At 64.4% G+C, this 25,860-nt stretch carries 26 protein-coding genes; 12 read left to right on the top strand and 14 right to left on the bottom strand.

The annotated features are described in order from the left end of the window. Nucleotides 1-51 precede the first annotated feature (51 nt). From C449_RS01650 to C449_RS01630, 5 genes are all read right to left on the bottom strand, one after another. Complete coding sequence (locus C449_RS01650; protein WP_006076135.1) at nucleotides 52-1,125, bottom strand: oligopeptide/dipeptide ABC transporter ATP-binding protein; 1,074 nt, start codon at nucleotides 1,123-1,125, stop codon at nucleotides 52-54. Beyond that, complete coding sequence (locus C449_RS01645; protein WP_006076134.1) at nucleotides 1,115-2,203, bottom strand: ABC transporter ATP-binding protein; 1,089 nt, start codon at nucleotides 2,201-2,203, stop codon at nucleotides 1,115-1,117. Before C449_RS01645 ends, C449_RS01650 begins: the two co-directional genes overlap by 11 nt. Next, nucleotides 2,203-3,231, bottom strand: a complete 1,029-nt coding sequence (locus C449_RS01640) for an ABC transporter permease (protein WP_049913814.1) — start codon at nucleotides 3,229-3,231, stop codon at nucleotides 2,203-2,205. The genes C449_RS01645 and C449_RS01640 overlap by 1 nt, the downstream gene beginning before the upstream one ends. Further along, nucleotides 3,218-4,219 carry an ABC transporter permease gene (locus tag C449_RS01635; RefSeq protein ID WP_006076132.1) on the bottom strand — a complete coding sequence of 334 codons (1,002 nt, stop codon included), beginning with the start codon at nucleotides 4,217-4,219 and terminating at the stop codon, nucleotides 3,218-3,220. The genes C449_RS01640 and C449_RS01635 overlap by 14 nt, the downstream gene beginning before the upstream one ends. 156 nt (nucleotides 4,220-4,375) lie before the next feature. Further along, nucleotides 4,376-6,280 (bottom strand): ABC transporter substrate-binding protein, encoded by a 1,905-nt coding sequence (locus C449_RS01630; RefSeq protein ID WP_006076131.1) that lies wholly within the window; start codon nucleotides 6,278-6,280, stop codon nucleotides 4,376-4,378. Nucleotides 6,281-6,507: 227 nt separating this feature from the next. Between C449_RS01630 and C449_RS01625 the strand changes: the two genes are divergently transcribed. Further along, the gene (locus tag C449_RS01625) at nucleotides 6,508-6,885 is read left to right on the top strand and encodes a hypothetical protein (protein ID WP_006076130.1); all 378 of its coding nucleotides are present in this window, start codon (nucleotides 6,508-6,510) and stop codon (nucleotides 6,883-6,885) included. Nucleotides 6,886-6,954: 69 nt separating this feature from the next. Here C449_RS01625 and C449_RS01620 read toward each other — a convergent pair whose 3' ends face one another. Further along, the gene (locus tag C449_RS01620) at nucleotides 6,955-7,410 is read right to left on the bottom strand and encodes a universal stress protein (RefSeq protein WP_049913813.1); all 456 of its coding nucleotides are present in this window, start codon (nucleotides 7,408-7,410) and stop codon (nucleotides 6,955-6,957) included. A 136-nt stretch (nucleotides 7,411-7,546) separates the two neighbouring features. Between C449_RS01620 and C449_RS01615 the strand changes: the two genes are divergently transcribed. Continuing rightward, the gene (locus tag C449_RS01615) at nucleotides 7,547-9,778 is read left to right on the top strand and encodes a glycoside hydrolase family 3 N-terminal domain-containing protein (protein ID WP_006076128.1); all 2,232 of its coding nucleotides are present in this window, start codon (nucleotides 7,547-7,549) and stop codon (nucleotides 9,776-9,778) included. Between the two features lie 526 nt (nucleotides 9,779-10,304). Then, nucleotides 10,305-11,339: a tyrosine--tRNA ligase gene (locus tag C449_RS01610; RefSeq protein ID WP_006076127.1), complete on the top strand. Its 1,035-nt coding sequence runs from the start codon at nucleotides 10,305-10,307 to the stop codon at nucleotides 11,337-11,339. Nucleotides 11,340-11,350: 11 nt separating this feature from the next. Here the strand turns inward: C449_RS01610 and C449_RS01605 are convergent, their stop codons facing one another. Next, nucleotides 11,351-11,689, bottom strand: a complete 339-nt coding sequence (locus C449_RS01605) for a winged helix-turn-helix transcriptional regulator (protein ID WP_049913812.1) — start codon at nucleotides 11,687-11,689, stop codon at nucleotides 11,351-11,353. 289 nt (nucleotides 11,690-11,978) lie between these two features. Between C449_RS01605 and C449_RS01600 the strand changes: the two genes are divergently transcribed. From C449_RS01600 to C449_RS01590, 3 genes are read left to right on the top strand one after another with little or no spacing between them, the layout of a single operon-like run. Further along, entirely contained in the window at nucleotides 11,979-12,350 is a 372-nt protein-coding gene (locus C449_RS01600; protein WP_049913811.1) for a DoxX family protein, read from the top strand. Between the two features lie 29 nt (nucleotides 12,351-12,379). Then, nucleotides 12,380-12,868, top strand: a complete 489-nt coding sequence (locus tag C449_RS01595; protein WP_006076124.1) for a VOC family protein — start codon at nucleotides 12,380-12,382, stop codon at nucleotides 12,866-12,868. Further along, entirely contained in the window at nucleotides 12,865-13,464 is a 600-nt protein-coding gene (locus tag C449_RS01590) for a flavin reductase family protein (protein WP_006076123.1), read from the top strand. The genes C449_RS01595 and C449_RS01590 overlap by 4 nt, the downstream gene beginning before the upstream one ends. Nucleotides 13,465-13,701: 237 nt before the next feature. On the opposite strand, the gene C449_RS01585 is transcribed toward C449_RS01590, so the two are convergent. Both C449_RS01585 and C449_RS01580 read right to left on the bottom strand, forming a co-directional pair. Further along, the gene (locus C449_RS01585; protein ID WP_006076122.1) at nucleotides 13,702-13,980 is read right to left on the bottom strand and encodes a UPF0058 family protein; all 279 of its coding nucleotides are present in this window, start codon (nucleotides 13,978-13,980) and stop codon (nucleotides 13,702-13,704) included. 71 nt (nucleotides 13,981-14,051) lie between these two features. Then, complete coding sequence (locus tag C449_RS01580; protein ID WP_006076121.1) at nucleotides 14,052-14,267, bottom strand: DUF7120 family protein; 216 nt, start codon at nucleotides 14,265-14,267, stop codon at nucleotides 14,052-14,054. Between the two features lie 255 nt (nucleotides 14,268-14,522). On the opposite strand from C449_RS01580, the gene C449_RS01575 reads away from it, so the two are divergent. Both C449_RS01575 and menD read left to right on the top strand, forming a co-directional pair. Continuing rightward, the gene (locus C449_RS01575) at nucleotides 14,523-15,971 is read left to right on the top strand and encodes an isochorismate synthase (protein WP_006076120.1); all 1,449 of its coding nucleotides are present in this window, start codon (nucleotides 14,523-14,525) and stop codon (nucleotides 15,969-15,971) included. Continuing rightward, a complete protein-coding gene (gene menD, locus C449_RS01570; protein ID WP_006076119.1) occupies nucleotides 15,968-17,830 on the top strand; it encodes a 2-succinyl-5-enolpyruvyl-6-hydroxy-3-cyclohexene-1-carboxylic-acid synthase in 1,863 nt (620 codons plus the stop codon). Before C449_RS01575 ends, menD begins: the two co-directional genes overlap by 4 nt. A 236-nt stretch (nucleotides 17,831-18,066) precedes the next feature. Here menD and C449_RS01565 read toward each other — a convergent pair whose 3' ends face one another. Genes C449_RS01565 through C449_RS01550 form a run of 4 tightly spaced genes read right to left on the bottom strand, consistent with a single transcriptional unit; the run spans nucleotide 18,067 to nucleotide 21,488 of the window. Beyond that, complete coding sequence (locus C449_RS01565) at nucleotides 18,067-18,741, bottom strand: ABC transporter permease (RefSeq protein ID WP_006076118.1); 675 nt, start codon at nucleotides 18,739-18,741, stop codon at nucleotides 18,067-18,069. Further along, nucleotides 18,738-19,793: an ABC transporter ATP-binding protein gene (locus C449_RS01560; protein ID WP_006076117.1), complete on the bottom strand. Its 1,056-nt coding sequence runs from the start codon at nucleotides 19,791-19,793 to the stop codon at nucleotides 18,738-18,740. Before C449_RS01560 ends, C449_RS01565 begins: the two co-directional genes overlap by 4 nt. After that, nucleotides 19,790-20,506: an ABC transporter permease gene (locus tag C449_RS01555; RefSeq protein ID WP_006076116.1), complete on the bottom strand. Its 717-nt coding sequence runs from the start codon at nucleotides 20,504-20,506 to the stop codon at nucleotides 19,790-19,792. Before C449_RS01555 ends, C449_RS01560 begins: the two co-directional genes overlap by 4 nt. Nucleotides 20,507-20,543: 37 nt before the next feature. Beyond that, the gene (locus C449_RS01550) at nucleotides 20,544-21,488 is read right to left on the bottom strand and encodes a glycine betaine ABC transporter substrate-binding protein (protein ID WP_006076115.1); all 945 of its coding nucleotides are present in this window, start codon (nucleotides 21,486-21,488) and stop codon (nucleotides 20,544-20,546) included. A 287-nt stretch (nucleotides 21,489-21,775) separates the two neighbouring features. On the opposite strand from C449_RS01550, the gene C449_RS01545 reads away from it, so the two are divergent. From C449_RS01545 to C449_RS18040, 4 genes are all read left to right on the top strand, one after another. Further along, a complete protein-coding gene (locus tag C449_RS01545) occupies nucleotides 21,776-22,708 on the top strand; it encodes a 1,4-dihydroxy-2-naphthoyl-CoA synthase (RefSeq protein ID WP_006076114.1) in 933 nt (310 codons plus the stop codon). A 99-nt stretch (nucleotides 22,709-22,807) separates the two neighbouring features. Further along, nucleotides 22,808-23,437 carry a TetR/AcrR family transcriptional regulator gene (locus C449_RS01540; protein ID WP_006076113.1) on the top strand — a complete coding sequence of 210 codons (630 nt, stop codon included), beginning with the start codon at nucleotides 22,808-22,810 and terminating at the stop codon, nucleotides 23,435-23,437. Nucleotides 23,438-23,727: 290 nt separating this feature from the next. After that, nucleotides 23,728-25,002 (top strand): MFS transporter, encoded by a 1,275-nt coding sequence (locus C449_RS01535; protein WP_080504874.1) that lies wholly within the window; start codon nucleotides 23,728-23,730, stop codon nucleotides 25,000-25,002. Nucleotides 25,003-25,121: 119 nt separating this feature from the next. Beyond that, nucleotides 25,122-25,259 (top strand): hypothetical protein, encoded by a 138-nt coding sequence (locus C449_RS18040; protein WP_161606427.1) that lies wholly within the window; start codon nucleotides 25,122-25,124, stop codon nucleotides 25,257-25,259. A gap of 53 nt (nucleotides 25,260-25,312) precedes the next feature. Here the strand turns inward: C449_RS18040 and C449_RS01530 are convergent, their stop codons facing one another. Further along, on the bottom strand, nucleotides 25,313-25,774 hold the full coding sequence (locus tag C449_RS01530) for a nucleoside deaminase (protein ID WP_049913818.1): 462 nt from the start codon (nucleotides 25,772-25,774) through the stop codon (nucleotides 25,313-25,315). Nucleotides 25,775-25,860: the final 86 nt, after the last annotated feature.

Below are 25,860 nucleotides of genomic sequence, written 5' to 3'. Positions count from 1 at the left end.
AGCCGAGTGCCGACACAAAGAAACTTCGCCTGCAGGTCGGTTCGGAAACGGTCAGTCGGCGAGCTCTGGGCTATCCCAGTACTCGTGGTCGTCGTCTTCGCGGAAGCACGCCACCCGCTGGCCGTTGTGCTGGTAATCCGGTGGCGATTCCTGACGGCAGGCCTCGCGGGCCTCCGGACACCGGGTGTGGAACCGACAGCCCGACGGCGGGTTCACTGGGTCCGGGATGTCGATCTTCCGCATCGGCGGCTCGCCCGCCTCCCGGAGCGAGAGATCCGGCGTCGCCCACCGCAACACGTTGGTGTAGGGGTGGTGTGGGTCGTTCACCATGTCCTCGGCGGGACCGATCTCGGCGAGCTCGCCGAGATACATCACCCCGATCTTGCCGTCGCCGTGCTGAGTGAAGTAGCGCGCGTTCGAGAGGTCGTGGCTGATGAACACGTAGGAAGTGTCGAACTCCTCTTGGAGATCGAGCATGAGATCCATCATCTCCACCCGCAGCGAGACGTCGAGCGCACTGATCGCCTCGTCGGCGAGGATCACGTCGGGGTTCATCAGGAGTGCGCGACACAGCGCGACGCGCTGTTTCTCGCCGCCCGAGAGTTCGTGGGGGTACCGATCGGCGAAATCGGAGGCCGGCGTCATCCCGACGTGTTCGAGGAGTCCGTAGATGCGCTCGCGGCGCTCCCCACGGCTGAGATCCGCGCCCGTCAACCGGAGCGGCTCCGAGAGGATCGAGATCAGCCGGCGGTTCGGGTTGAGCGAGCTCCCGGGATCCTGGTGGATGATCTGGAGCGATTGGCGAATCTCGTCCCACGTGATGTCGGCGTCGCTCTCGCCGTCGCGGACTTTCCAGATGTCGTGACCACGATACTTCACGGTGCCGCCAGTCGGGCGCTGGAGCCCGATCGAGGTCTTCCCGAGCGTGGTCTTCCCACAGCCCGACTCGCCGACCAGCGAGAGCACGTCGCGCTCTTCGAGATCGAAACTCACCCCGTCGACGGCCCGCACAGTTTGTGTCTCGCCGCCGAAATCGAGTAGCCCTGGCCGGTTCTCGAAGTGGACCTCCACATCGGACAGCGAGAGCACCGGCTCGGAATCGGTACCGGCGTCATTACTGCTCATCGGCCGCACCTCCTCCGGTCGCCGCGGTGTCGCCGAGCGAGTCGGTGTAGTTGAGGGGGATCTCCTCGATCGCCTCCTCCCAGTGGAAACACGCCGCACCGTGGCCTGCCGTCACCTCGTGATACCCGGGAACCTCCTCGCGACACTGCTCGGTTGCGAGCGGACACCGCGGATGGTACGCACATCCGCTCGGGAGGTTGATCGGGGCCGGACTCTTCCCGTCGATCGGTCGCATCTCCTCTAGGGGAGCATCGAGGTTCGGCGTCGAGTTCAAGAGTGCACGCGTGTAGGGATGGCCTGCGTCCTCGATCATCTCGCGAGTGTCGGCGATCTCGACCAGCTTGAACGCGTACATCACCGCAAGCCGGTCGGCGAGCGCCGCGACAAGCGGCAGGTCGTGGGTGATGAACACCATCGTGAGGTCGTACTTCTCGCGCAGTCCTCCCAACAGCTGGAGGATCGAACGCTGCATCAGGAGGTCGAGTGCGGCGGTCGGCTCGTCCATCACCAAGAGGTCGGGATCGAGCACCAGCGAGAGCGCGATCAGCGCGCGCTGGGTCATCCCGCCCGAGAGCTCGTGAGGGTACGAGTCGAGCACGCGATCGGGATCGAGGTAGAGATCCGAGAGGAGTTCCCGTGCCCGCTCCATCCCCGCCGCCCGGTCGGCGTCGTGGGCGTCGAGGGTCTCCACGAAGTGTCCGCGGATCTTCATCGTGGGGTTGAACGAGCTCATCGCGCCCTGGAACACCATCGAGATCTCCTCCCACCGCATCGAACGGAGCTCCGACTGAGCGAGTTCGAGGATGTCGGTCTCGGTCCCGTCGCTCGATCGGTGGACGATCTCGCCGGAGAGAAGTCCGGGGTTCGGTACCGCATCGAGCATCGCCGAGGCGAGCATCGACTTCCCCGAGCCGCTCTCGCCGACGATCCCAAGGATCTCGCCCCGTTCGATCTCGAGCGAGACGCCGTCGAGGACGTACGATCCGCCGTCGTCGTAGGTCACCGACGCGTCGTTCATCCGGATGATCGGATCGGACGCACCGATGGCATCGCGTTGTTTGGTTCGTTCCATCGACATCAGGTCATCACCTCGTTGCTCGCGGTCGTTTCGTCGCCGGTCTCGCTGGCAGTGGATTCGGATCCGCCCGCAAGCCGCGTCCGGACGCGGGGGTTGAACACCCGATCGAGCCCCTGGGACAGCAGAATGAGCGCCAGCGCGATCCCCATGATCGCGAGCATCGGGATCACGAGCTGGTAGAGCGCACCGGTGCCGACGAGCGCTCCGGCCTGCTTGTAGGCGTTGTTGAGCTGGAGCCCCCAGTTGGCCACCGACGTCGGGAGAATGCCGAGGTAGTACAGCCCGACCGAGGTAAAGACCACGTACCGGGCGGCGTTGGCGAAGTTCACCAGGACGTAGGGCATCAGGTTCGGAATGATGTCCTTGAACAGGATCCGGGGCGTGCTCGCACCCATCGTCCGTGAGGCCTCGACATAGGAGTTCTCGCGGAGCGTGAGCACCTGTGAACGAATGGCGCGCGCGAGTCCCGCCCAGTAGTTGACCGTGATCAGCACACCAATGATGGCGGGATTCGTCGGCTCGAACACTACTGCCAGCACCATCACCAGCGGCAGACCGGGGATCGACATCATCACGTCCGAAAACGAGGTCAGTCCCCGATCGATGAGCCCGCCTTTGTAGCCGGCGACGGTGCCGATGACGACCGCGACGCCGGTGGCGAACACCCCACCGGTGGCGATCATGATCAGCATCGACGGGGTGGCGTGGATCACCATCGCGAGGACATCCTCACCCGATGCGGTGGATCCAAGCGGTGCACTCCAGATCGTAAATGGGTGGAGGCCTCGGGCCGCTTGGTTCGACGTCGGCTGGCGATAGAACAGCGAAGCGATCGCCATCACCACGTACACCGTGAGGATGGCTCCGCCGATCTTGGTTCGCCGGTCGTTCCAGGCGACGACGCCGGGCTTGTAGATGAACTCCTCGTAGAAGTCACGGAGGCGCTCACCCCACGTGACCTCGACGTCCGAACTGGTCGTCTCGAAGGAGAACTCGCCGCCCACGGATTCGGATTCAGTAGGCTTCACTGGACTCACCCGATTTGATCCGCGGATCGATCTTGCCGTACGTGAGGTCGGCGATGTACACCGAGAGCACCAGCGCGATCGTGATGACGAGGAAGATCCCCATCATCAGTGGGTAGTCCCGGTTTTCGAGCGCCTGGAACAGGTAGTAGCCGATGCCAGGGTAGGTGAACACCTCCTCCAGGATCGGCGAGCCGCCGAAATAAAACCCGATCAGCGTGAGGAAGCCGGTGTACATCGGCAGGATGGCGTTGCGCGCGACGTATCGCGTCGAGATACGCCGATCGGAGAGACCACGCAACCGGGCGACCCGGACGTAGTCCTCACCGAGTACCGAGATGGAGTTACCCCGCATCGCGAGCGCCTGGAGCCCCGCGCCGGTGATGACCAGCGAGGCGATCGGCAGGGCGGCGTGGCGGAGCGCGTCAACGACGAACTTGACGGAGAGGCCAGCCTCGACACCGGGACTCGTCCGGTATCGGGCCGGTAGAATCTGAAACTTGTACGAAAAGAGAACGACGAGACCGATGGCGAGCACGTAGAACGGCATCGACCCGAGGAGGATCGAGACGCTACTCGACGCCATGTCGAACGTGGAGCCTTCCCGGTAGGCCATGACTGCTCCCCAGACGATGGCGATGGCGAAGATGAGGATCACCGACGTTATCATGATGAACATCGTCCACGGAAGCGCGTCCCCGATGATGGACGCGACCGAATTAGGGTTCGTGATCGACTGACCGAGATCTCCCTGTAAGAGCGATGTGACGTAATCGAAGTACTGAACGTACAACGGCTGGTCCGGTTGGACGTTCTGGTAGTTCTCGATGAGGGCGTTGATTCGTGAGGCCGAGTACCCCTGTCGGCTCAACTCCGCGCGGAGCTGTACCAGCGGCCCGCCGGGGAGCAGCCGGATCATGCCGAAAGTGAGCGTAATGACGAGCCATACTGTCAACAATGCACGTATCGTCCGTTCGACGTAGTAGTTCATGGATCAAGTCGTGTGTGGTAGTTTCGTGTCCTCGATCGTCGACACCCGTTCGGGTGCCGAACTCGACGTACGATTCGGTATGGGTATCTCCATGTCCCTGTGTAACGCGATACAGCTAATCCGCAATATGAATTGTGGTCGGTCGCCGGTGCTGTCTCAGTTGCCAGCGTACTGCATCTCGCCTTGTCGGGGGAGCCACGTGTTGGCCCACCGAACCTGTGAGATTTCGGCACCCTCCTCGGGGATGTTCCACTCGTTGCCGCCAGTGAGGAACGTCTGTTCGAGCTTCTCCATCACGGGGATCATCGGCAGGTCCTGGTTGGCGACCCACGCCTGCTCGACAGTGATCTCGTTGACCGTGGACTCCTCGGTGGCTTGGGAGAGTTCGCCGATCCGGTCGGCTGGATTGACCGTCATTTCGCCCGAGCCCCCTCGTGCAGGGACGGTGATGTCAGCGTTCGAGCCTCCTCGCTCTTGGTTGGCCGCGGGGTAGTTGTAGCCGTAGCCCCGGTCGTTGTAGACCAACTGGTGACGCAGCGAGAAGTACGGGTACGCTCCGGACGGTGCGCCGTCGAGCCACCCACCCGCAGTGAGTACGAAGTCACCGTTCGGCCACGTGCTTCCGAGCAGCGTGCCGAACTGGCGTGCGTCGATGGCGCTCTCGAAGCCGAACGAGGCGAGCTGGTCGGCGACGGTCTGGGCGGCAGTGTTCCAGTCACTCCACCCCGCAGGCACCATGACCGGAAGACTGACCGTGTTGCCCTCGGAGTCTTGCCACGTCCCGCCCGATTTCGAGTAGCCGGCCTCCTCGAGAACCTGCGTGGCCTTGTCTGTCTGGGAACTGTCCATCCCGTAGGTTTCGAAGTCACCCATCGCGTCACCGAGATACTGCTCCAAGGTGTCGGGTGTGATCCCGGTCGGGATCGGCGTCGGCTGCTTCGAGGGTTTCGAGACGTTGTTGACGACTTGCTGTCGGTTGATGACGTACTGAATCGCCTGTCGCACGGCGCGGTCGCCGGCGTGCTGGTGGTTGTGGTTCGGAACCAGTCCGAAACCGAACGCCGCCGGTGTCTGAACCTGCTGGATCGCGTCGGGCATCTGATTCACGATCCGTGGCGGGGTGAACAGGGTGAACACCGAATCGATCTGCTGGTTGATGAGTGCCTGTTGAGCCGCCTGATTCCCGTCGAGGAACCGACAGGCGTATTCGCTGAAGTTGATGTTCCCCGAGTCCGGATGATCGTCGCGTCGTTCGAGGAGCACCTGCTGTTGGCTGGTGCCACCAAGCGACCACGGACCACTGGCGATCGGATCGGTCCACGCGAACTCTTGGAGACTCCTGAGCCCCTCCTCTTCGTTCTGATTGATCTGTTCGACGAACTTGCCGAAGACGCTTTCCGGCTGGTTGACCCAGTTCCCGCTCAGCACCTGAAACTGAACGATCTGCTGGTTGACTTCCGAACCGAAGTTCATCCGGACGGTGCTGTCGTCGACCGCTTCGATAGATTCGGTGTAGTCCGCGAACCCGAGGCCGAGACTCAATCCGAGTCGAAGTTGCGTGACGATGTCGGCCGACGTCACGTCGTCGCCGTTCGACCACGTGAGACCGTCGCGGATCGTCATCTCGAACGTATCGCCGCCGTAGTTCCACTCCGAGATGGCGTACGGCACGAATTCGCTGCGGGCGAAATTATACTTGGCGAAATGATCGAACAGCAGATCGTCCGAGATCTGGGCGAGACCCGACGTGTTACTGGAATTCCACTGGATGTTCGACGGTTGCTGGTTAGTGTAGGTGAGATGCTGAGTGTCGTACACTTGGCCGCCGCCACCTCCACCGCTTTCGTTGCCGCTCCCGCCACCGCTCCCAGAGCTTCCACCGCTGCCACCCCCGGAACCGTTGCTTTCGTTGCCACCACCGCCACCACCGTCACCGCTCTCGTTGCTTCCACCGCCACCGCCAGAACAACCTGCAAGTGCGGCGGCACCGGAGATGCCGGTAATCTCGATGAACCGGCGTCGGCTCACTATGTCGCTGTAACTATTGGCGTCGTCTGCCATGGTCCACTCTCACCCGGGGTATGATTAACCATAAGCGTTGTGGTGAAATCTATCATATAGCCCCGTCGATTACCGGCAAGCGTTGCGTCGGCTGCTCGGGAGATCGTCCTGTTTCGGCAACCTTCACCAGGAGAAGCGGATGTCGTCGATCGGAGCAGGAACTGTGGATCCGTTCGATTCCGCCATCCAGGACGAGGGTTTTATTGCTCTCATGCCGAACAGGGGGCATGAAGCGGTACGAGACGGACGTTCGGGACGATGTGCTATACGTCGAGACCGACGACGGCTGGCTCGAAATCGGATCGATGGCCGACGTTCGTCGTCTCGTCGGCGGGGCGACGTACTCCCTCGAATACGACGAACGACAGCGGGCCGTCGGGTGGCTCGACACCGACCCCGACGGAACGCTCAGCTTTGACGTCGGCGAGACGGTCGCAGGGATGGATTTCGATCGGGAGTTCGTCACCGCCCTCCAGACGATCGACGGCGACGAGACTGACGGCGAGGGGATTCCCCGTCGCGCAGTCGTGTTCGCGGACCTTATGACGTCGATCTGGGACGCGAAAGGGTCTCTCGATCGTACGGCGGAATCGGATTCCGTCTGACGCGAGCGGCGTTCGGGGCGAGCGATCGAGGCCATTTTCTATCAGCCTTCGGACACGAAAACACAGCGTTTAACCGGTGTTCAGCGTGACGTACCCATCGAAGTCGAGCACGATTCGCTGGGCGACATCGCCGAACAGCGCTTTACCGGCGGGCGAGCGGCGACGGCCGAGGACGAAAACGTGATCGCAGTCGTGGTCGGCTGCGGTGTCGAGGACGGCGGTGGCGATGTCGTCTTCGTCGGTCGCTTTAGCGACGGTCTCGACACCGGCGTTCTCGGGGAGGACGTCGCGTGCCATCTTCTGGAGGTCGTTCGCAGCGGCGTCGAGAACCGCCCGACTGTCGTAGCTGACGTTCTCGACCGAGCCGATCGACGCGAGCGTTTCGGCGTCGGCCTCGTACTCCGCTTCGGTCATCAATCGGAGGAGGACGAGTTCGGCGTTCGCCCCCTTCGCGTGCTCCCCGGCCTCCCGAAGGAGTGCCCGGTGTTCGTCGGTCCGTTCGGCGACGACTAGTCCACGTTCCATGTTCGAACCACTCACGGCTTTCAGTGATAAAGCCACCGGGCAGTGACCCGACACCAAACAACGCCGCCAGAGATCGATCTCGCGTCGATGATCCCACCGCCGGAACGTTTTTACTCGGTTGAGTAAATTTCGGACCATGGGTTCGCACGATACGAGAGTTCCGTACCGTCAGTCGGATCGACCCACGTCGGTACGTGTCGACGATCTCCTCGATCGAATGAGCACGGCGGAAAAGGCGGGCCAGCTCGTCGGAACGTGGTGTGGACAGCTCCGCCACGAGAACGACATTGAGGACGCGAAGGCCGCGATCCGCGATCACCACATCGGCGTCGCCGCGCCGTTCGGCTGGGCTGGCGCGCTGTGCGCAGGGATCGAGGAGACGGTCGAGACAGTCAACGACCTCCAACGGTTCGCACTGGAGGAGACCGCCTTGGGGATTCCGCTCCTGCTGAACGTCGATGCAGTCCACGGAAACGCGTACGTCGCCGGTGCGACGGTGTTTCCAAACGCGCTCGGAACGGCGGCGACGTGGGACACCACAGCCACCGAAACCGTTGCGAGCGTCACAGCCACCGAAGTGCGCCGGATGGGTGCTCACCAGAACTACTCGCCGACCTGTGACGTGGGCCGTGACCCCCGGTGGGGGCGTATCTTCGAGACGTTCGGCGAGAGTCCCCGACTGTGTGCCGAGTTGGTCGCGGCGAAGGTGCGTGGCTACCAGGGCGACGGGATCGATCACGAGGATTCGGTCGTCGCCACTGCCAAGCACTTCCCGGCGTACAGCGAGCCAGAGCGTGGCGAGGACGCCTCACCGGTCGATATCTCCGAGTACAAGCTCCGGAACACCTTCCTCCCGAGCTTCGAGGCGGCACTCGATGCGGGCGTCGCATCGGTGATGCCATCCTACAACTCGATCAACGGCGAGCCGGTCCACGGTTCCGAGACGTATCTCACCGATCTCCTCCACGACGACCTCGGGTTCGAGGGCCACGTCGTCTCGGACTGGAACGGCGTCCGCCACCTCTCCGACGACCACCGGACGGCGAGCGACCAGCGCGACGGTGTACGCCACGCCCACACCGCCGGACTCGACGTCGCCTCCGTCGGGCACGTCGAACACGCCGAACACCTCGTCGACCTCGTCGAATCCGGTGAGATCGACGAAGGTCGACTCGACGAGAGCGTTCGCCGCGTCCTTCGAGTGAAGTTCGAGATGGGGCTGTTCGAGGACCCGTTCGTCGACGCGGACGCGGCCCACGAAACCCTCGGTAACTCCGACCACCGACAGATCGCCCGCGAGACTGCCCGCGACAGCATGACGCTCTTGAAAAACGACGGCCTCCTCCCGCTCGACGGGGACGAGGACGTGTTTGTCGGCGGGCCGAACGCCGACGACATCGTTCACCAGCTCGGCGGCTGGAGCGTCCCCCAGTCCGCGGGCGTGCCTGGCGACACGGTACTCGACGCCATCGATGCTCGGAGCAAAGGGAGCGTGACCTACGAGCAGGGGACGACGCTGAACGAGGAACGCGATATCGATGCCGCAGTGGAAAAGGCAACGGCGGCCGACGTGGCGGTGATCGCACTCGGCGAGGGATGGTATCTCCACGAGTTCGGGCCCTCCGTACAGGCGGGTGTCGAGACCGGCGCGTGGCCGACGCGCTCGGATCTTCATCTTTCGGACGCCCAGCGCGAGCTGGTGCGCCGGGTCCACGACACCGGTACGCCGGTCGTGGGCGTTCTCGTCACTGGCCGGCCGCTGATCGTCGACTGGATGGCACAGAACGTCTCGTCGATCCTCATGGCGTACTACCCCGGAACCGAGGGCGGGACCGCGATCGCCGAGACGCTGTTCGGCGACAACGATCCCAGCGGGCGGCTCCCGATCTCGATCCCGCGCTCGATGGGCGACCTCCCCCAGTATCACGACTGCCTCGCTCACCCCACCCCCATCGGCGACGACGAGCATCCAAACTCCTACGATCCGCTCTACCCGTTCGGCCACGGGCTGAGCTACACCGAGTTCGCGTTCGACGATCTTCGGATTCGATCGGACGACGTCGATCCGGCGAAGGACGTGGACGTGACAGTCACGGTCTCGAACACCGGCAACCGACACGGCACCGAGACGGTCCAGGTCTTCGCCACACAGGAAACGAGTTCGCGCGTTCGTCCGCGACGCTTCCTGGTAGGGTTCGATCGCGTCGGTCTCAATGCCGGCGAATCGGCAAACGTCGATCTGTCGATTCCCGCGGCGAACTTCGGGTACTACGAACCAGGCGAGGGCCACGTCCTCGAAACCGGCACGTACCACGTCACGGTGGACGATCTCGTGTCGTCGTTCGAGGTCGCTTCGGACGGAGCGTGACGTTGAGTCCAGTATCAACAACGTATGATCTAGAGTGACGCCATAATTAAACACTCGGTACCTGGCTCTATGTTCCTGGTCGGGAACGTATTGCGAACCATCTGGACAAAGACAATTGTACTCTCGTTCCACGAGGTCGATGGTGGTAGTTGGACTGGAGAAGTACGATTCGATCCCCAAGCTCTGTATTTGAATCTGAGTCGTGATACAATTGAAGTTACGTCGTCGAGCAGTAATCATCCAGTTAATTTTGACGAAGCGCTTCGACGAGGATAGTTGCCGACTGTCCTCTATCGTGACCAGAGTCGCTGACTGATGGTTTGAAAACAAGTATTTGACGTTCTTCGACGTGAATGGGTTTTGGGGTAGAAGATGAGTTTTTACTTCTAATCTTTGCATGGTTGACTTCCAATTACCGGGAGTGAACGAGCCGCGATCGTCGAACTGTCGGCGGGCGCTTTCCTCCCGGCCACCGCACCAGGCCACGAAGGGAATCGCTTAACCGCGCGCACGGGACAGGGAGCGTATGGACCACGCGGAGCGAAAGCGGCTCGTGGCGCGGAACACGGCCGAGGTCGTCACCGACGAGGAGCTCGACGGACTGCTGGCCGACGACGATCCAACTGTGTACATCGGCTACGCGCCGACCGGCGAGATGCACATCGGTCACTTCACCACGATCCGCAAACTCGCCGATTTCCTCCGCGCCGACCTCGACGTCACGGTGCTGATCGCGGATCTCCACGCCCACCTCGATGACGAGAAGAGCCCGTTCGACCTGCTCGACGCCCGCTCCGCGTACTACCGCGAGGCGATCGAGGGGATGGTCGAGGCGGCCGGAGCCGACCCCGACGACATCGAGTTTGTGCGTGGGCGCGAGTTCGAACTCGATGCCGACTACTCGCTCGAACTCCTTCGGATGGCGGCCGACACCACGATCTCGCGGGTCCAGCGCGCCGGCAGCGAAGTCGTTCGCCAGGCGGAGAACCCCAACCTCGGCGGGCTGCTCTACCCGCTGATGCAGACCCTCGACGTCGACGCGCTCGACGCCGACATCGCGTACGGCGGGATCGACCAGCGCGGCATCTACATGCTCAGCCGCGAACTGTTCGACGATCGCGACGAGGAGCCACCTGTCTGTGTGTTCGCCCCGCTGCTTTCGGGCCTCACCGGTGGGAAAATGAGCGCCTCGGACGCATCCTCGAAGGTCAACCTCACCGACGATTCCGACACCGTGGCCGAGAAACTCCAGGGTGCGTACTGCCCGCAGGGCGAGACCGAGGACAACGGCGTGCTCGAATACCTCGAATACCTCGTCTTCCCGATCCTCGATCAGCGCGGCGAGGCCTTCGAAATCGAACGCCCCGAGGAGTACGGCGGTGATCTCGTCTACGAGAGCTACGACGACCTGGAGGCCGACTTCGTGAGCGAGGAGCTCCACCCCCAGGACCTCAAAAACGCCGCCGCCGAGCACATCTCGTTGGCTATCGATCCGATCCGGGAGCGTTTCGAGGAGCGGCCCGACCTGCTGGCCGAGGCGTACCCCGAAACGTACGACTGACCGATGGCGAACTACGGACGAGGATCGCCATCGAGCCACTCGTCGGCCCACGCCTCGATCTCATCGAAGACGGGACACAGTGCCTCGCCCTTGCCTGTGAGTCGGTAGTACGTGGCGATCGGGGCGTCCTCCTCGATCCGACGACTCACGAGGTCCACGTTCTGAAGATCGTCGAGCACCCGCGAGAGGGTGCGCGAGCTCGCGTCGGTCGAACGCTTGAGCTCATTGAACCGTTTCTCGCCGTCCTGGAGGTCGTGGAGCACCACCAGCCGCCACTGGGAGCCGATCTGGTCGAGCGAGTCCACGACGGCGCAAGCCTCCTCGCCGTGGCGTGGTTGCTGGGATGACATTGGTGATACCTGATCACATACGTGTCCGCGAGAGGATATATGAGTTCGGGTTCCAACTAGGTAACGTCGTGATACCGGCTTGTCGATCGGTCCACGGTCGAAATCCGCCGAGCGTGTCGTGTTGCTCCGTCCTTCGGTTCGCCGATAGCATCGATGTCACCCCGTTACACCCGTGACCGGGAAGGGATATACGTGCCCGTCACCAACCCGGTATCGAAGTGATACCGACTACTACTCTCCGACGACGTATCGCGAATCGATCGCCGGCTCACGGGGCGGTGAGCGCCTGATGGGTCGACTCTCGACGCTCGGGCGCGCGCTGTTCGGCGGCGTACTCGCGTTCACCGCGATCGACAACCTCCGTGACATCGACGGGATGGCCGCGTACGCCGAGTCGAACGGCGTGCCCGCCGCCGACCGACTCGTGCCGCTTTCGAGCGGCATGCTCCTCGCCGGGAGCCTCGGGGTCGTTCTCGGTCGTGCTCCGCGGCTGTCCGCCGGTGCGATTGCGGCCTTTCTCGTCGGCGTGACGCCCACGATGCACGACTTCTGGAACCGCGAGGAGGCCGAGCGCGAACAGCAGGTGATCCACTTCCTGAAGAACACCGCGCTCCTCGGCGGCGCGCTGTTCTTCCTCTCGCGCGGTCCCGCCGACGAATAGCTCGCGAAGCCACCCCGAATTTTCCGATAATGCCAGACACACCACCCACCACCGGACTGCACCACGTGACGAACATCTGTACCGACATGGAACGAACCCGGGAGTTCTACGAGAAGGTGCTCGGGTTCCACACCGTCAAGATGACCGAAAACTACGACGACCCCGGCACGCCACACTACTACTTCTCGGCGACCCCCGAGGGCGAGCCAGGGATGACGGTGACGTACTTCGAGTATCCGAACTCGCAGGGTCAGCCCGGCCCGGGGGCGTCCCACCACTTCGCCATCGGCGTCGAGGACGAGGGCACCCTCCGAGAGTGGCGCGAACACCTGATGGAACACGACGTTCGTGTGTCGCGGGTCCGAGATCGCACGTACTTCAAGAGCATCTACTTCAACGACCCCGACGGCTTGGTGTTCGAGATCGCTACGAGCGGTCCGGGGTTCACCGTCGACGAATCCGAACCGGGCAGCGAGAAGATCGATCCGCCGGAGGGGCAGGGTAGTCCGACCGCGTGACTCGCATCGATCCCGACGACCTCGACGGCTCGCTGTACCGCACGCTCGCAGGCGCGGTGATTCCGCGGCCGATCGCGTGGGTGAGCTCGCTCTCACCGGAGGGCGTCGCAAACCTCGCGCCGTACTCGTTTTTCAACGTCGTGAGCACCGCTCCGCCGGTCGTGATGTTCGCGCCCACCGATCGCTCTGAGCGACCCGAGGGACTCTCTGATTCGGCGCGCAACGCGCTCGATACCGAGGAGTTCGTCGTCAACGTCGTCACCGAGCCGCTCGCCGAGGCGATGAACGCCACGAGCGCGACGCTCCCGCCCGAGGAAAGCGAGTTCGATCACGCGGGTCTCGAACGCGCGGCCTCCGAAGCGGTCGCGCCGCCACGGGTCGCCGCGGCCGAGGTCGCCTTCGAGTGCGAACTCTACGAGTCGATCGACATCGGCTCGAACACGATGGTGCTCGGTGAGGTCGTCTCGGTCTATCTCGACGAGGGCGTGACGACCGACGGCAAACTCGACGTCGAAAAGCTCGACGCGGTCGGCCGGCTCTCGGGGAGTTACTACTGTCGGACCGACGGCCGCTTTCGGATGGAGCGACCGGAGTAGGCGGTGCGTTGCGGACGCGGCTGCGGTTGCGGAGGGCAGTGGCGGTGCGGGCCTGGTGGATGAAGGGCGAGCGAGTGAAACGAGCGAGGGCTTCGGCGGTGCTGTGCGGTTGCGGGGAGCGCCAGCAATTCTACCGCGAGCGAACGCAGTGAGCGAGCGGGTGTTTTTAGTCCAGGTTTTTGGTCGGGGGTTGAGCGCGCCGGAGGCGCGCGATGCCCCCGTCTAAAAAAGTGGGTGCTAGAGCTTCTGTTCCGTGTCGTCGGCGAGCTCGCGCATGCGCTTGCCGATCCGGCCGGCGTCGGAGAACTCGTCGTCACTCATTGCGTTGGCGAGCGCGTTGCCGAGAACGAACACGGCGTGTTTGTGTTCACTCTTCGATTTGTGGACATCGTCGGGACTGATGTCGAGCTCTGCGTATTCGTCGAACAGTCCGGGATCGACCTCTTCGCGGTCCTGAACGTACTCGGTGATCAGCACCATCTGCTCGTGGAGTTCGAGCAATTCGTCTTTGTGCATTACCCTCCTGTACGACTGCGCTCGGTTTAATCGTTGTCCCAAGCGTGGTCACGTACCCCACTCGCGGGAGTTCAGAAAACGTACTCGTCCTCGTGACCCATCATGCCGTCGTCTTCGAGGCCCGGTTCCTCGTCCTCGTCCGTGGGCCCACTCGCCTGATACGCGCGCATGCCGGCCGAAAGCAGTTCTTCGATGGCTTCTTCGCGGTTGAGGAACTCTCCCTCCTCGACCATCCGAGCGATCCGCATTTCGAGCTGTTCCGGGATCGTGATCTCTACCTTGGGCATCGGAGCAATCGTGCTTCGACAGAAGGGTATTTAACTCTGACGGGAACATCGGTTCGCTTGTACGAAAAAACATCGGTCGGAGCGGAAACATTCGTTACTGTTTCCGTAGACCGATCGATGGTTCGTTTCCGCCGGAACGATCCGTGAGAAATTCGGCGACGGCGGATCGAACTGCGCGACGGTCGTTGGCCGGCACCGAGACGACGGGTTTTGACAGGGTGACGCGCCAATTACATCAACTCGTCGGTTGACGTCGTGCTGACTTTCGTGGCCGTTCGATCGATACGCGACGAGGTGACGAAAACCGGGCGAGAGCGGTGGAAGGACACGCTCAAGGGCTTGCCACCCGAACGTCCGGTAATGGAACAGGCAGGAAACGAAAGCCGACCGACGAACGTTGCGGGCGGGCGGCTGGTCAGCCGCACGCGGGAGGTTTCCGATCTGTCCTTTTCAGCATTTCTCGCCAGCCAGTCGGCTCCGCGCGTGTCGTGGGCGACACCTGACGGGTTCGAACTGGTCGGCGGCGACGCGGCGGCCACGCTCACGGCCACCGGGCCAGACCGATTCGACATACTCCGTGAGGACGCAGCGGCGCTGTTCGCCGACAGCGACACCGACGGACCACCTGCCGCACGTCCGCGGGCCATCGGCGGGCTCGCGTTCGACCCGTCGCACGAACCTGCTCCGCCGTGGACCGGATTCCCAGGGGCCTTGTTCGTCGTCCCTCGGATTCAGCTCACCCGAGCCGACGATCGGACGTGGCTGACCGTCACGGCGGCCGGGCCGGACGTCGATCCAGCGACGGTCACGGCCGATCTCGACGCCGCACACGACGCGATCACCGACCTGCCGATGATGCGCCCGAGCGGCGGCGGGCCGGGAGTCACCGCCACTCGACGGACTGCCTCGAAGGACGAATGGACCGACGGCGTCGCGGCGGTCGTCGAACGGATCCGGGCGGGCGACCTCCAGAAGGTCGTGCTCGCAACCGCACTCGACGTCGATCTCGCCTCGCCGATCGACGTGCCGGGCACCCTCGAACGCCTCCGCCGGACCTATCCGGAGTGCTATCGATTTCTCGTCCAGCCCACGGCCGACGCCGGCTTTTTCGGCCCGCCGCCCGAGCGGCTCGTGAAGATCACGGGTCAGGCGGTCGAAACCGAGGCGCTCGCGGGATCGGTCGCCCGTGGCGACACGCCCGAGGCCGACGCCGACCTCGCACGATCGCTCCGAACCAGCGAGAAACTCCGTCACGAGCAGGCGCTCGTGGTCGACGCCATCCGCGAACGCCTCGCGCCGCTCGGCCGGGTCGAGGTCGGTGAGCGCGATGTCCGGAAGTTCGCGAACATCCAGCACCTCCGGACGCCGATCTCCGCCACTCTCGACGACGATACACACGTTCTTGACGTGGTCGAGGCGCTTCATCCGACGCCCGCGGTCGGCGGGCTGCCGCCCGAGAGCGCGCGCGAGGTCATTCACGGGACCGAGCCATTCGATCGGGGATGGTACGCCGCACCGATGGGGTGGTTCGACGCCGCGGGCGACGGCGAGTTCGCGGTCGGGATTCGGTCGGCGGTCGCCGGCGGTCGCCACGCCAGGCTCTACGCCGGCAACGGTATCGTCGCCGACTCCGATCCCGACGAGGAGTGGGAGGAGCTCGGGCCGAAGTTTCGGCCCGTGCTCGACGAACTCGAACGCGAATGACTGGAAACGAGCGCGACGAGCGAAACAGACATGACAGTCGTGAAAAAATTGGGCGCGACAACGAGTCTGGCGACGATTCGAACTGGCCGAACCGCAACACGCTCTGGGCCGAGACGTTCGTCGACGAGTTCGCGAAGGGGGGCGTTTCGGCAGTCTGTATCGCCCCCGGCAGCCGCTCGACACCCCTCACCGTGGCGTTTGCCGACCACCCCGAAATTCGAATCTTCTCCCACCTCGACGAGCGCTCGGCGGCCTTCTTCGCGCTCGGTCGGGCGAAACGCACTGGAGAACCGACGCCGGTGCTTTCGACGTCGGGGACCGCGACCGCGAACTTCCACCCCGCGGTGATCGAGGCGAATCAGGCGCGCGTCCCTCTCCTCGTCCTGACCGCCGATCGGCCGCCCGAACTTCGCGACAGCGGCGCGAACCAGACCGTGGACCAGGAGAAACTCTATGGGTCGGCGGTCCGGTTCTACCGTGATCTCCCCGAACCCGCGGCCGACGGCCGAAAACTCCGTTCGCTCCGGGTCGATGCCGCCCGCGCGCTCGCGGCCAGCACTGGGACGCCGCCCGGTCCCGTGCATCTCAACTTCCCGTTCGGAAAGCCACTCGAACCCGTTCCCGTGTCAGGCGACGTGCCGGACGGGTTCGAAGCCGACGAACCGCTCGCCGCGACGGGCCGCGACGGGCCGTTCGTCGGGACCGAACTCGGTCAGCCCCACCTCGACGACGCCGGGTTGGAACGAGTGAACGAGGCACTCGAAGCCGAGCACGGTCTCGTCGTCGCCGGTCCGAGCACGACGCTCGACCCGTCGTCGTTCGCCGAACTCGCGAGCGCGACCGGCTTTCCGGTGCTCGCCGATCCGCTCTCGGGGCTGCGGTACGGTTCGCATCTCGCCGATCTCGACGTTCCTGTATGTGGTGGCTACGACTCGTACCTCGACGCGAACGCCGTCGACGACTGGCCCGCTCCCGAGGCCGTCCTCCGGGTTGGCGCGTCACCCACCTCGAAGGTCCTCAGAAACTACCTCCGCGACGCGGTGCAGGAGTCGGGAACACGCCAGTTTGTCGTCGATCCCGCGGGCGAGTGGCGCGAGGCAACCTTCACCGCGAGCGACCTCGTAATCGCCGATCCCAACAGACTCGCGCGCAAACTCGCGGATCGTGTGGGGCGGCTCGACTCGTCCGCGAGCGATGCGTGGTGCGAGCGATTTCGAACGGCAGAGGCGCGCTACTGGGACGAAATCGAGACCGCACACGACGAGCAGTTCTTCGAGGGCACGGTTCCGGGCGACGTGATCGCCGACGCTCCCAACCCCGCGACGGTGTTCGTCTCGAACTCGATGACCGTGCGCGACGCCGACCGGTTCGGGCAGCCCCGCGATGCCGACCTCACCGTGTTCGGCAACCGCGGCGCGAGCGGGATCGACGGGATCGTCTCTTCTGGATTGGGCGCGGGTAGCGCGACCGACGACCCGCTCGTGCTCGTGCTCGGCGATCTCGCGTACTATCACGACATGAACGGGCTGCTCGCACTCGTGCGGTGCGGGGTCGACGCCACGATCGTGCTGGTCGACAACGACGGCGGCGGCATCTTCCGGATGCTGCCGATCGCCGAGTTCGACCCGCCGTTCACCGAGCAGTTTGAGACACCACACGGCCTCGATTTCGCACCGACCGCCGAGCTGTACGGCTTCGAGTTCGTTCGTGCCGATGGTCGCGCGGCGTTCCGGGACGCCTACCGCGCGTCGCTCGACGCGACGGGAACACAGGTCATCGAGGTCGAGTTCGATGCCGAGACGAGCCACGAGTTCCGCGAGACCGTCCACGAGCGGGCGTCCGACGCGCTCGACGAGTGAGTTTCGGCGGGGACTGTCGGTAACTCCGGTCCCCGGACCGCTCGAATCGATAGGTCTTCGTTCACACGGCGCTATCGATCGTCATGAGCGTTCTCAGCAGGCTCCTCGGGGCGAACTGGCAGTGTGGAACGTGCGGGAAGGAGTACTATCGCAACCCGTCGTCGTGCGGGAACTGCAACGGGACCGTCTTCGAACGGGCCTGACTCAGGTTTCGCAGGCCGATATCGAGGCGTCGCTCAGCCCGCGGCCGCGACCTGGTCCGACGTCGCGCTGCTGCCGAGCCGACGTTCGAGGAGCGCGAGCGCGCCGTCGAGGGCGACCGCGAGCAGCGCGCCGGGGATCGCCCCGGCGAGCAGTCGCGGGGTGTTGAACAGTTTGATCCCGCTGACGACCCAGACGCCGAGCCCGCCGCCGCCGATGAAGTACGCGAGGTAGGCGGTCCCGACGTTGAGCACCACGCTCGTCCGGATGCCCCCGAAGATCACGGGGAGCGCGAGCGGCAGCCGGACGTTCCGGAGGATCTTCCAGTCGCTCATCCCCATTCCGCGGGCGGCGTTCACGGTGCTCTCGTCGACGCTTTCGAGCCCCGCGATGGTGTTGGTCAGGATCGGCAGGAGTGCGTAGACGAACAGCCCCACGACGGAGGGGAGGAAGCCGAGCCCGAGAATCGGGAAGACCAGCGCGATCACCGCGAGCGTCGGCACGGTCTGGGCGACGTTGCCGGCACCGCCCACGACCGTCCGCACCCGGTCGTTACGGATCGCGAGCACGCCCAGCGGGATGGCGACCGCGATCGCGAGTAGCTCGGAGACGAACACCAACACGAGGTGTTCGCGGAGGAGTTCGAGGAACGCGTCCCCGTTCGCGACCAGATACGACCACGTCTCGACGAGCACACTGACGACGCTCATTCCCCGGCTGCCCCCGTTCCGGTTCCTGTCGCCGTCTCTCCCCCTGCTTCGGCGTCCGTGTCTGGCGCGTGCTGGGCTCTGATGTCTGCCTCGGTGACGACGCCAACCACGTTGGCGTCCTCGACCACCGGCAGCGCGTCGACGCCCGCCTGGATGCACCGCGAGAGCGCGACCTGCGTGCTGTCAGTCGGCGAGACCGGGATGATCTCGCCACCGTCGGCCATCACGGCGTCGTCGGACCGGAACGCCTCGACCACGTCGGCGTGTTCGTCGGGGACGTCCTCGTGCATAACTTCGCTCACCTGCAGCACCTGGAGCTGCTTCAGGGTCCGATCCGGGCCGATGAAGTCCTCGATGAACTTGGTCGCGGGATCGTCGAGCAGTCGGGTTGGGGTGTCGTACTGGACGAGCTCGCCGCCGTTCATCACCGCAATCCGATCGCCCATCTTGAGCGCCTCGTCGATGTCGTGGGTCACGAAGACGATGGTGGTGTCGAGTTCGGACTGGATGTCGAGGAACTCGTCCTGAAGCTCCTCGCGGGTGATGGGGTCGAGCGCGCCGAACGGTTCGTCCATCAGGATGACCGCGGGGTCGGCCGCGAGCGCCCGCGCGACGCCGACCCGCTGGCGCTGGCCGCCCGAGAGCTCAGTGGGGTAGCTGTCGCGGTACTCCTCGGATGGGAGCCCCATCAGATCGAGCAGTTCGTCCACCCGGTCGTCGATCCGGTCGCGGTCCCAGTCCTTGAGTTCGGGCACCGTGGCGACGTTCTCGCCGACGGTCATGTGATCGAACAGCCCGATGTCCTGGATCACGTAGCCGATGTCCTGGCGGAGCTCGGTCGCCGGGAGGTCGCGGACGTCGGTCCCGTCGTAGTGGACGGTGCCCTCGGTGGGCTCTTCGAGCCGGTTGACCAGCTGCATCGTGGTGGTCTTCCCGCAGCCCGAGGGGCCGACGAGCACCGTCGTCGTGCCGGCCTCGACCTCGAAGTCGATTCCCTCGACGGCGTGCGTGCCGTCGTCGTACCGCTTGTGAACGTTGTCGAATCGGATCATGTGAGTTGTGTGCTGACCGCCCGGGCGGTTCGTGTGACGTACGTCGGTTCGAGCTGTTCGCCGTTGCGCAGTCGGAGGCCGCGCTCGACGAGCGCGAACAGGTAATCGAACGCGAGCGCGAGCACCGAGATCAGTACCGTGGTGACCACGATCATCGCGGTGTCGCCCTGGCTGATGCCGTAGAAGACGAAGTGGCCGAGGCCTGGCCCGCCGATGAATGCGCCGATCGCGGCGAGCCCCACAAGGATGACCACGGCGTTCCTGATGCCGGCCATCACCACCGGGAGCGCCACGGGCAGGCGGACCCGCCGGAGGCGCTCGATCCGGTTCATCCCGAGCCCGGTGCCGGCCTCGACTGCGGCGGCGTCGGCCTGCGTGACGCCGATGTAGGTGTTCCGGATGATCGGGAGCTGAGCGTACGCCACCAGCGCGGCGATCACCGGGGGAGCGCCGATCCCGAGCGAGGGAACCAGCACGCCGAAGAGGGCGATCGCGGGGAGCGTGAGCAACACGCCCGCGATCCAGAGCACGACCGTCGCCGCCCGGTCGTTGTAGCTGATGGCGATCCCGAGCCCGACGCTGATCGGGAGCGCGATGGCGAGCGCCTGGAGCACGAGCACGACGTGCTCGATCGACATCCGTACGAGGCGATCGCTGTTGTCGAGTGCGAACCCGACGAGTTCGTCGACGAACGGCACGACTGCGGGACTCATGCTCCCACCACGCGGTTCGCAGCCCTGGCTCGACCCGTCATATCAGTCCCTCCGTCTGGAGATATTCGCGGGCGACCCGCTGGGGGTCTCTCCCGTCGAGCAAGACCGCCTTGTTGAGTCGGATGATCTTCTCGGTGTTCAGCGACGGCCCGATGGCGTTCAGCGGTTCGGCCATCGTGGGGTATCGCTCGATCGCGTCGCTCACCATCGGGGCGGGGTTGTAGATCGGGAAGAAGCCCTGATCGTCCTCGATCGTTGCGAGGTCGTACTGGAGGATCTGTGGGTTGGTGCTGAACCCCATCCCGACGTTCGCGTCGCTCGTGGCGACGATCTGGTAGGCGAGAGAGGGACTCACGGTCCGGATGTTCAGCTCGTTGGCGACGCCGTCGAACCCGTAATGCTTCGTCAGCCCCGGCCAACCGTCCGAGCGCTGCTGGAACTCGGGGCCCATCACCGCCGTGAAGTCCGTGTTCCCCTGCTTGACGTACGCCGCGAAGTCGCTCATGGTCTGCACGCCAGTCTGTTCGACCCACGTGCGGTCGGCGATGAGGACGTAGGTGTTGTTGAACGGCGCGCGATTCAGGTAGGCGAGCCCGTAGTGGCGCTCGAACTTGCGCTTGACTGCCTCGTAGAGCTTCTCGGCGTCGGGGATGACCCGTTCTTTCTTCGGTGGGATCGTCGCCCACGCCCCACCTGTATAAAACCAGAACAGGTCAACCTCGCCGTTGTCGACCGCCCGGAAGTTCATCACGGTCCCGCCGAGCCCAGTCTCGTCGTGGACGGTGAGATCGGTGTTCGCCCGGAGCGATTCGAGCGCCATGTACCCGAGCAGGATGGCCTCGGGAAAGCGCATCGAGCTCACCTTCACCGCGTCCGTTCCGGTGGCTCCGAGGACGCTGGTACAGCCGGCCGTCGCACCGAGACCGGCGGTTGCAGCCGCCCCGCCACCGAGCTTCAGGAAGTCGCGTCGTGTGCTGTTCACTATCAGTTGTTACTCCGTGTATCGGCTTCGGCGTTCGGTCGTCGGTCGAACGAGCGGTTCACCCGATCGCTCTGTGTGACGTTCGATCACGAGACTACCAGTTGGTAACACAGATATTCACGGATACTGTCTGTGCCTTCCCTTGCAAGTGGTCGTGACACAGCCGTTCACTGCCACGGCAGTGCGGCCGGTGACGAACAGCGATCGGACGGAATCGGGTTCACGTAACGTTACCGGACGGTCGCCAAACGATCAACCTTTTTCGGCCGTCGGGTCGCACGAAACGCATGGTTTCAGATCTGTTCGACCCTGAACAGTGGGAGGCGATCAACGAGTTCGATTTCGCTGACATCACCTACCACCATGCCACGGAATCGGGCACCGTCCGGATCGCCTTCGATCGACCCGCGGTCCGGAACGCCTTCCGGCCCCAAACCGTGGACGAGCTCTACGACGCGCTTGATCACGCGAAACGGCAGACTGACGTGGGCTGCGTGCTCCTCACGGGGAACGGGCCGTCGCCGAAAGACGGCGGCTGGGCGTTCTGTTCGGGCGGCGATCAGTCGGTCCGCGGCGGGTCGGGCTACGAGTACAACGATGGCGACGGGAGCGACGCCGAGGCCGGCGAGGACGGTCCTGAGTCGAACGAGGACGAACGGCCGAAGACGGGGCGGCTCCACATCCTCGAAGTCCAGCGGTTGATCCGGCACATCCCGAAACCCGTGATCTGTGTGGTGCCGGGCTGGGCGGTCGGCGGCGGCCACAGCCTCCACGTGGTCTGTGACCTCACCATTGCCTCCAGCGAACACGCACAGTTCCTCCAGACCGATCCCGACGTGGCGTCCTTTGATGGGGGGTTCGGCTCGGCGTATCTCGCGAAACAGATCGGCCAGAAGAAGGCGCGCGAGGTGTTCTTTCTCGGGAAGACCTACTCGGCCGACGAAGCTGCCGAAATGGGGATGGTCAACGAAGCCGTCCCGCACGAGGACCTCGAATCGACGGCGTTGGAGTGGGCCGAAACCATCAACGCCAAGTCCCCGACCGCGATCCGGATGCTGAAGTACGGGTTCAACGCCACCGACGACGGGATGGTCGGCCAGCAGGTCTTCGCGGGTGAGGCCACCCGACTGGCGTACATGACCGACGAAGCCCAGGAGGGACGCGAGGCGTTCATGGATGGACGGGAACCGGATTTTTCGGACGTTCCCTGGCATTACTGATCGCACGAAACCGCCGATTCCGGTGTCTCGGGCCCCGAGGAGGCACGTATCGCGGCTCGTAGCCAAGGCTGATACTCGTGGAACACCACGATGTGGGCGATGAGTACTTCGGAGACCGATCGGGAGGCGGTCGATACCGGCGAGGAGATCATGGTGGCGACGTATCGCGCGCTCAGCAAACACGGCTACGCGAATCTGACGATGCAGGCGATCGCCGACGAGTTCGAGAAGACCAAGGCCGTCATCCACTACCACTACGACACGAAAGACGACTTGCTCGTCGCCTTTCTCGACTACCTCCTCGATCGCTTCACCGAACGCCTCGCCGTCGGCGAGGACGCCGACCCGAACGACCGACTCGATGCGCTCGTCGACGAACTGTTGCTCGGACTCGGTGACGACGAGGAAGCGACCCGGAGCAACCACGAGTTCCACGCGGCGCTGCTCGAACTCCGCTCGCAGGCCCCGCACAACGACGCGTACCGCGCACAACTCACCACGAACTACGAGCTCCTCGTCGATATGCTGACGGCGGTCATCGACGACGGTATCGAGCAGGGTGTCTTCCACGATGTCGACGCCGAGCAGACGGCAACGCTCGTGCTCGCGACCATGCTCGGCGGTCGCGTCCATCACATCACGCTCGATCACGAGAACATGGCCGTCGAGGTGCGCGACGCGCTCGAAGCACAGGTACTTCGCGATCTCCGGGTGCCGGAGCGGACCTGAGGCTGTTGTTTTCTCCCACACCGCAAGTGGCCGGAAGACTCATAAGAACTGACTGACTAGTTAGTTAGAATGAGTAGCATGGAATGGAGACGATCAAACGGACGGCAATCGTCCGACCGTCCCGGTTGCAGCGCGACAGGAGACAACGATAGCTGCGGTGACGAGCGGAAAACCGACAGACGGCGCGACGATTCGGCTCGGTCGCGGAGCGGTCGCGTTTCGGCGAGGTGCGTGTGAGCGTGGGACCGTTCGATCTCGACAGACGCATCCTCGCGCTCGCGCTCGCACGGATGGCCGATTCGCTGGGGAACTCCTTCCTGATCGTCGTCCTGCCGCTGTACATCGCGAGCGGCAGCGTGGCGGGCGGAGCGTTCGGGCTGACCGAAGCGTTGGTGACGGGGCTGATCCTCTCGGTGTTCGGCTTTCTCAACAGCGGCGTCCAGCCGTTCGCCGGTCGTCTGTCGGACACGGCGGGCAAGCGAAAGGTGTTCATCGTCCTCGGGCTCGTGGTTCTGACAATCGCGAACTTCGCGTACTCGTTCGCGGGGGATTACGTCTCGTTGCTGCTGATCCGTGCGCTCCAAGGGATCGGCGTGGCGTTCACCGTCACGGCGACGATCGCGCTGGTGAACGAGCTCGCGACCGCCGAAACCCGCGGCGGGAACATGGGGATCTTCAACACCTTCCGCTTGGTCGGGTTCGGTACCGGCCCGCTCATCGCGGGCGCGGTCGTCAGCGGCGGGCCGTACACGCTCCCGATCTTCGGGACGCTCAGCGGGTTCGACGCCGCCTTCTACATCGCGGCACTCGGTGCGCTGGTCAGCGCCGTCGTCGTGACGATCTTCGTCTCGGACGCCGACGAGACCGACGATACCGAGGCAACGGATACGAACGACGACGGCTTCGGAATCGCCGTCCTCGCACACGACGACGACCACCTGCTCGATCCGGTGTTCACGCTCGGGGTCGCGTCGCTGTTCATGGCGATCGGGATCGCGCTGTTCTCGACGATCCAGCCCGAGATCAACGCTCGACTCGACCAGGGCGCGACGCTGTTCGGGATCGAGTTCGCGGCGTTCACCGCCGCACAGGTGCTGTTGCAGGCCCCAATCGGCAGCGCGAGCGACCGCCTCGGCCGCCGGCCGTTCATCGTCGCTGGCCTCCTGTTGCTTGTGCCGGCGACGCTGGCCCAGGGGTTCGTGGTCGAACCGTGGCAGATGGTCGGCGCGCGCTTCGTCCAGGGCGTCGCCGGGGCGATGGTGTTTGCGCCCTCGCTCGCACTCGCGGGCGATCTCGCCACAGGCGGCGAGTCCGGCACGAAGCTCTCGGTGCTCACGATGAGCTTCGGGCTCGGCACCGCCATCGGTCCGCTCGCCTCGGGCTATCTGATCCGGTACGGTCTCGCCGCGCCCTTTGCGGCCGGTGCCGCAGCGGCCGCCATCGGCGCGGTGCTGGTCTACACCCAGGTCGAGGAGACGGTCGCGCTCGATCGAGGTCCAACAGCCGCTCCGGAGGCGGTTGGCGAGAGTTCGGCGACGGAGTCGGGCGCGTCCGCCGACGACTGACCGACCACCGATAGTCATCACACAGGTGAGCGTCATCGGACGGTATGACTGGTGATCGAATTTCGCCTCTCGAGCTACTCTCGATGGCGGTCGATCGGTGATCGGCGAGGAATTTCGCGGTGCGCGGCGTCCTCGTACCAGCCGCCGCTTCGGATGTTCGCATCGTCTCGAACGGCCCATCCGTTCTGGATCGTGTGGGCGTCGGCTCGGCGACGAACATCGACACGCCGCCGATCGACGACCAACGCGCCAGCTGAACTACGACGCCGGCCGCCGGCAGCCGACGGCCGCCACAGCGCCCGGAGAGTTGTCAGTCGAACTCGTGGTGAATCCGCCGTCCTTCGTCGTTCAGAACGGGGCCAACGACCTCGGTGACACAGTCGAGAATCGTCGCGGATCGGACTGACGGTTCGTCGCGGCCGAAGTCGGGAAGCTCGTCGCCACCGACGCTGTAGACGACCCGGCCGAACGCTGCGGTACGCATCCCGCCGGCACACATCGGACACGGCTCCGTGCTGGTGTACATCGCCGTTGCGGCACGTTCGTCGGGATCGAACTCCCGACACGCACGATACGCGAGGTGGAGTTCGGGATGGCGACGAACGTCGTCTTCAGTGCGCACACGGTTCGAGTCGCCTATCACGATTTCGTCGTCGCGGACCAGCACGGAGCCGTAGGGCCGGTCGCCACGATCTGTGGCCTCGCGAGCGAGTTCGAACGCTCGTCGCATGTGCGACTCGTGGTTGAAGCTCTCGAAGTTCGGATCGCTCACGACCGTTCGTCGTCCGGTGGCCCGAATAACTCGTCGGCCGCCGTCGATCTCGCTCGAAAGGATCGGCCGGTTCGACCAAGTCACCT

The organism is Halococcus saccharolyticus DSM 5350 (assembly GCF_000336915.1).
Classification (GTDB): domain Archaea; phylum Halobacteriota; class Halobacteria; order Halobacteriales; family Halococcaceae; genus Halococcus; species Halococcus saccharolyticus.
The sequence above is the reverse complement of the archived record's forward strand: the minus strand, read 5'-3'. Positions and strand labels throughout refer to the sequence as shown.

What these genes read in the sequence shown, in the direction of transcription:
- C449_RS01650 (WP_006076135.1), bottom strand. Translation starts at nt 1,125, where the DNA reads ATGAGCAGTAATGACGCCGGTACCGATTCCGAGCCGGTGCTCTCGCTG.
- C449_RS01645 (WP_006076134.1), bottom strand. Translation starts at nt 2,203, where the DNA reads ATGTCGATGGAACGAACCAAACAACGCGATGCCATCGGTGCGTCCGAT.
- C449_RS01635 (WP_006076132.1), bottom strand. Translation starts at nt 4,219, where the DNA reads ATGAACTACTACGTCGAACGGACGATACGTGCATTGTTGACAGTATGG.
- C449_RS01630 (WP_006076131.1), bottom strand. Translation starts at nt 6,280, where the DNA reads ATGGCAGACGACGCCAATAGTTACAGCGACATAGTGAGCCGACGCCGG.
- C449_RS01625 (WP_006076130.1), top strand. Translation starts at nt 6,508, where the DNA reads ATGAAGCGGTACGAGACGGACGTTCGGGACGATGTGCTATACGTCGAG.
- C449_RS01620 (WP_049913813.1), bottom strand. Translation starts at nt 7,410, where the DNA reads ATGGAACGTGGACTAGTCGTCGCCGAACGGACCGACGAACACCGGGCA.
- C449_RS01615 (WP_006076128.1), top strand. Translation starts at nt 7,547, where the DNA reads ATGGGTTCGCACGATACGAGAGTTCCGTACCGTCAGTCGGATCGACCC.
- C449_RS01610 (WP_006076127.1), top strand. Translation starts at nt 10,305, where the DNA reads ATGGACCACGCGGAGCGAAAGCGGCTCGTGGCGCGGAACACGGCCGAG.
- C449_RS01605 (WP_049913812.1), bottom strand. Translation starts at nt 11,689, where the DNA reads ATGTCATCCCAGCAACCACGCCACGGCGAGGAGGCTTGCGCCGTCGTG.
- C449_RS01600 (WP_049913811.1), top strand. Translation starts at nt 11,979, where the DNA reads ATGGGTCGACTCTCGACGCTCGGGCGCGCGCTGTTCGGCGGCGTACTC.
- C449_RS01595 (WP_006076124.1), top strand. Translation starts at nt 12,380, where the DNA reads ATGCCAGACACACCACCCACCACCGGACTGCACCACGTGACGAACATC.
- C449_RS01585 (WP_006076122.1), bottom strand. Translation starts at nt 13,980, where the DNA reads ATGCACAAAGACGAATTGCTCGAACTCCACGAGCAGATGGTGCTGATC.
- C449_RS01580 (WP_006076121.1), bottom strand. Translation starts at nt 14,267, where the DNA reads ATGCCCAAGGTAGAGATCACGATCCCGGAACAGCTCGAAATGCGGATC.
- menD (WP_006076119.1), top strand. Translation starts at nt 15,968, where the DNA reads ATGACTGGAAACGAGCGCGACGAGCGAAACAGACATGACAGTCGTGAA.
- C449_RS01565 (WP_006076118.1), bottom strand. Translation starts at nt 18,741, where the DNA reads ATGAGCGTCGTCAGTGTGCTCGTCGAGACGTGGTCGTATCTGGTCGCG.
- C449_RS01560 (WP_006076117.1), bottom strand. Translation starts at nt 19,793, where the DNA reads ATGATCCGATTCGACAACGTTCACAAGCGGTACGACGACGGCACGCAC.
- C449_RS01555 (WP_006076116.1), bottom strand. Translation starts at nt 20,506, where the DNA reads ATGAGTCCCGCAGTCGTGCCGTTCGTCGACGAACTCGTCGGGTTCGCA.
- C449_RS01545 (WP_006076114.1), top strand. Translation starts at nt 21,776, where the DNA reads ATGGTTTCAGATCTGTTCGACCCTGAACAGTGGGAGGCGATCAACGAG.
- C449_RS01540 (WP_006076113.1), top strand. Translation starts at nt 22,808, where the DNA reads ATGAGTACTTCGGAGACCGATCGGGAGGCGGTCGATACCGGCGAGGAG.
- C449_RS01535 (WP_080504874.1), top strand. Translation starts at nt 23,728, where the DNA reads ATGGCCGATTCGCTGGGGAACTCCTTCCTGATCGTCGTCCTGCCGCTG.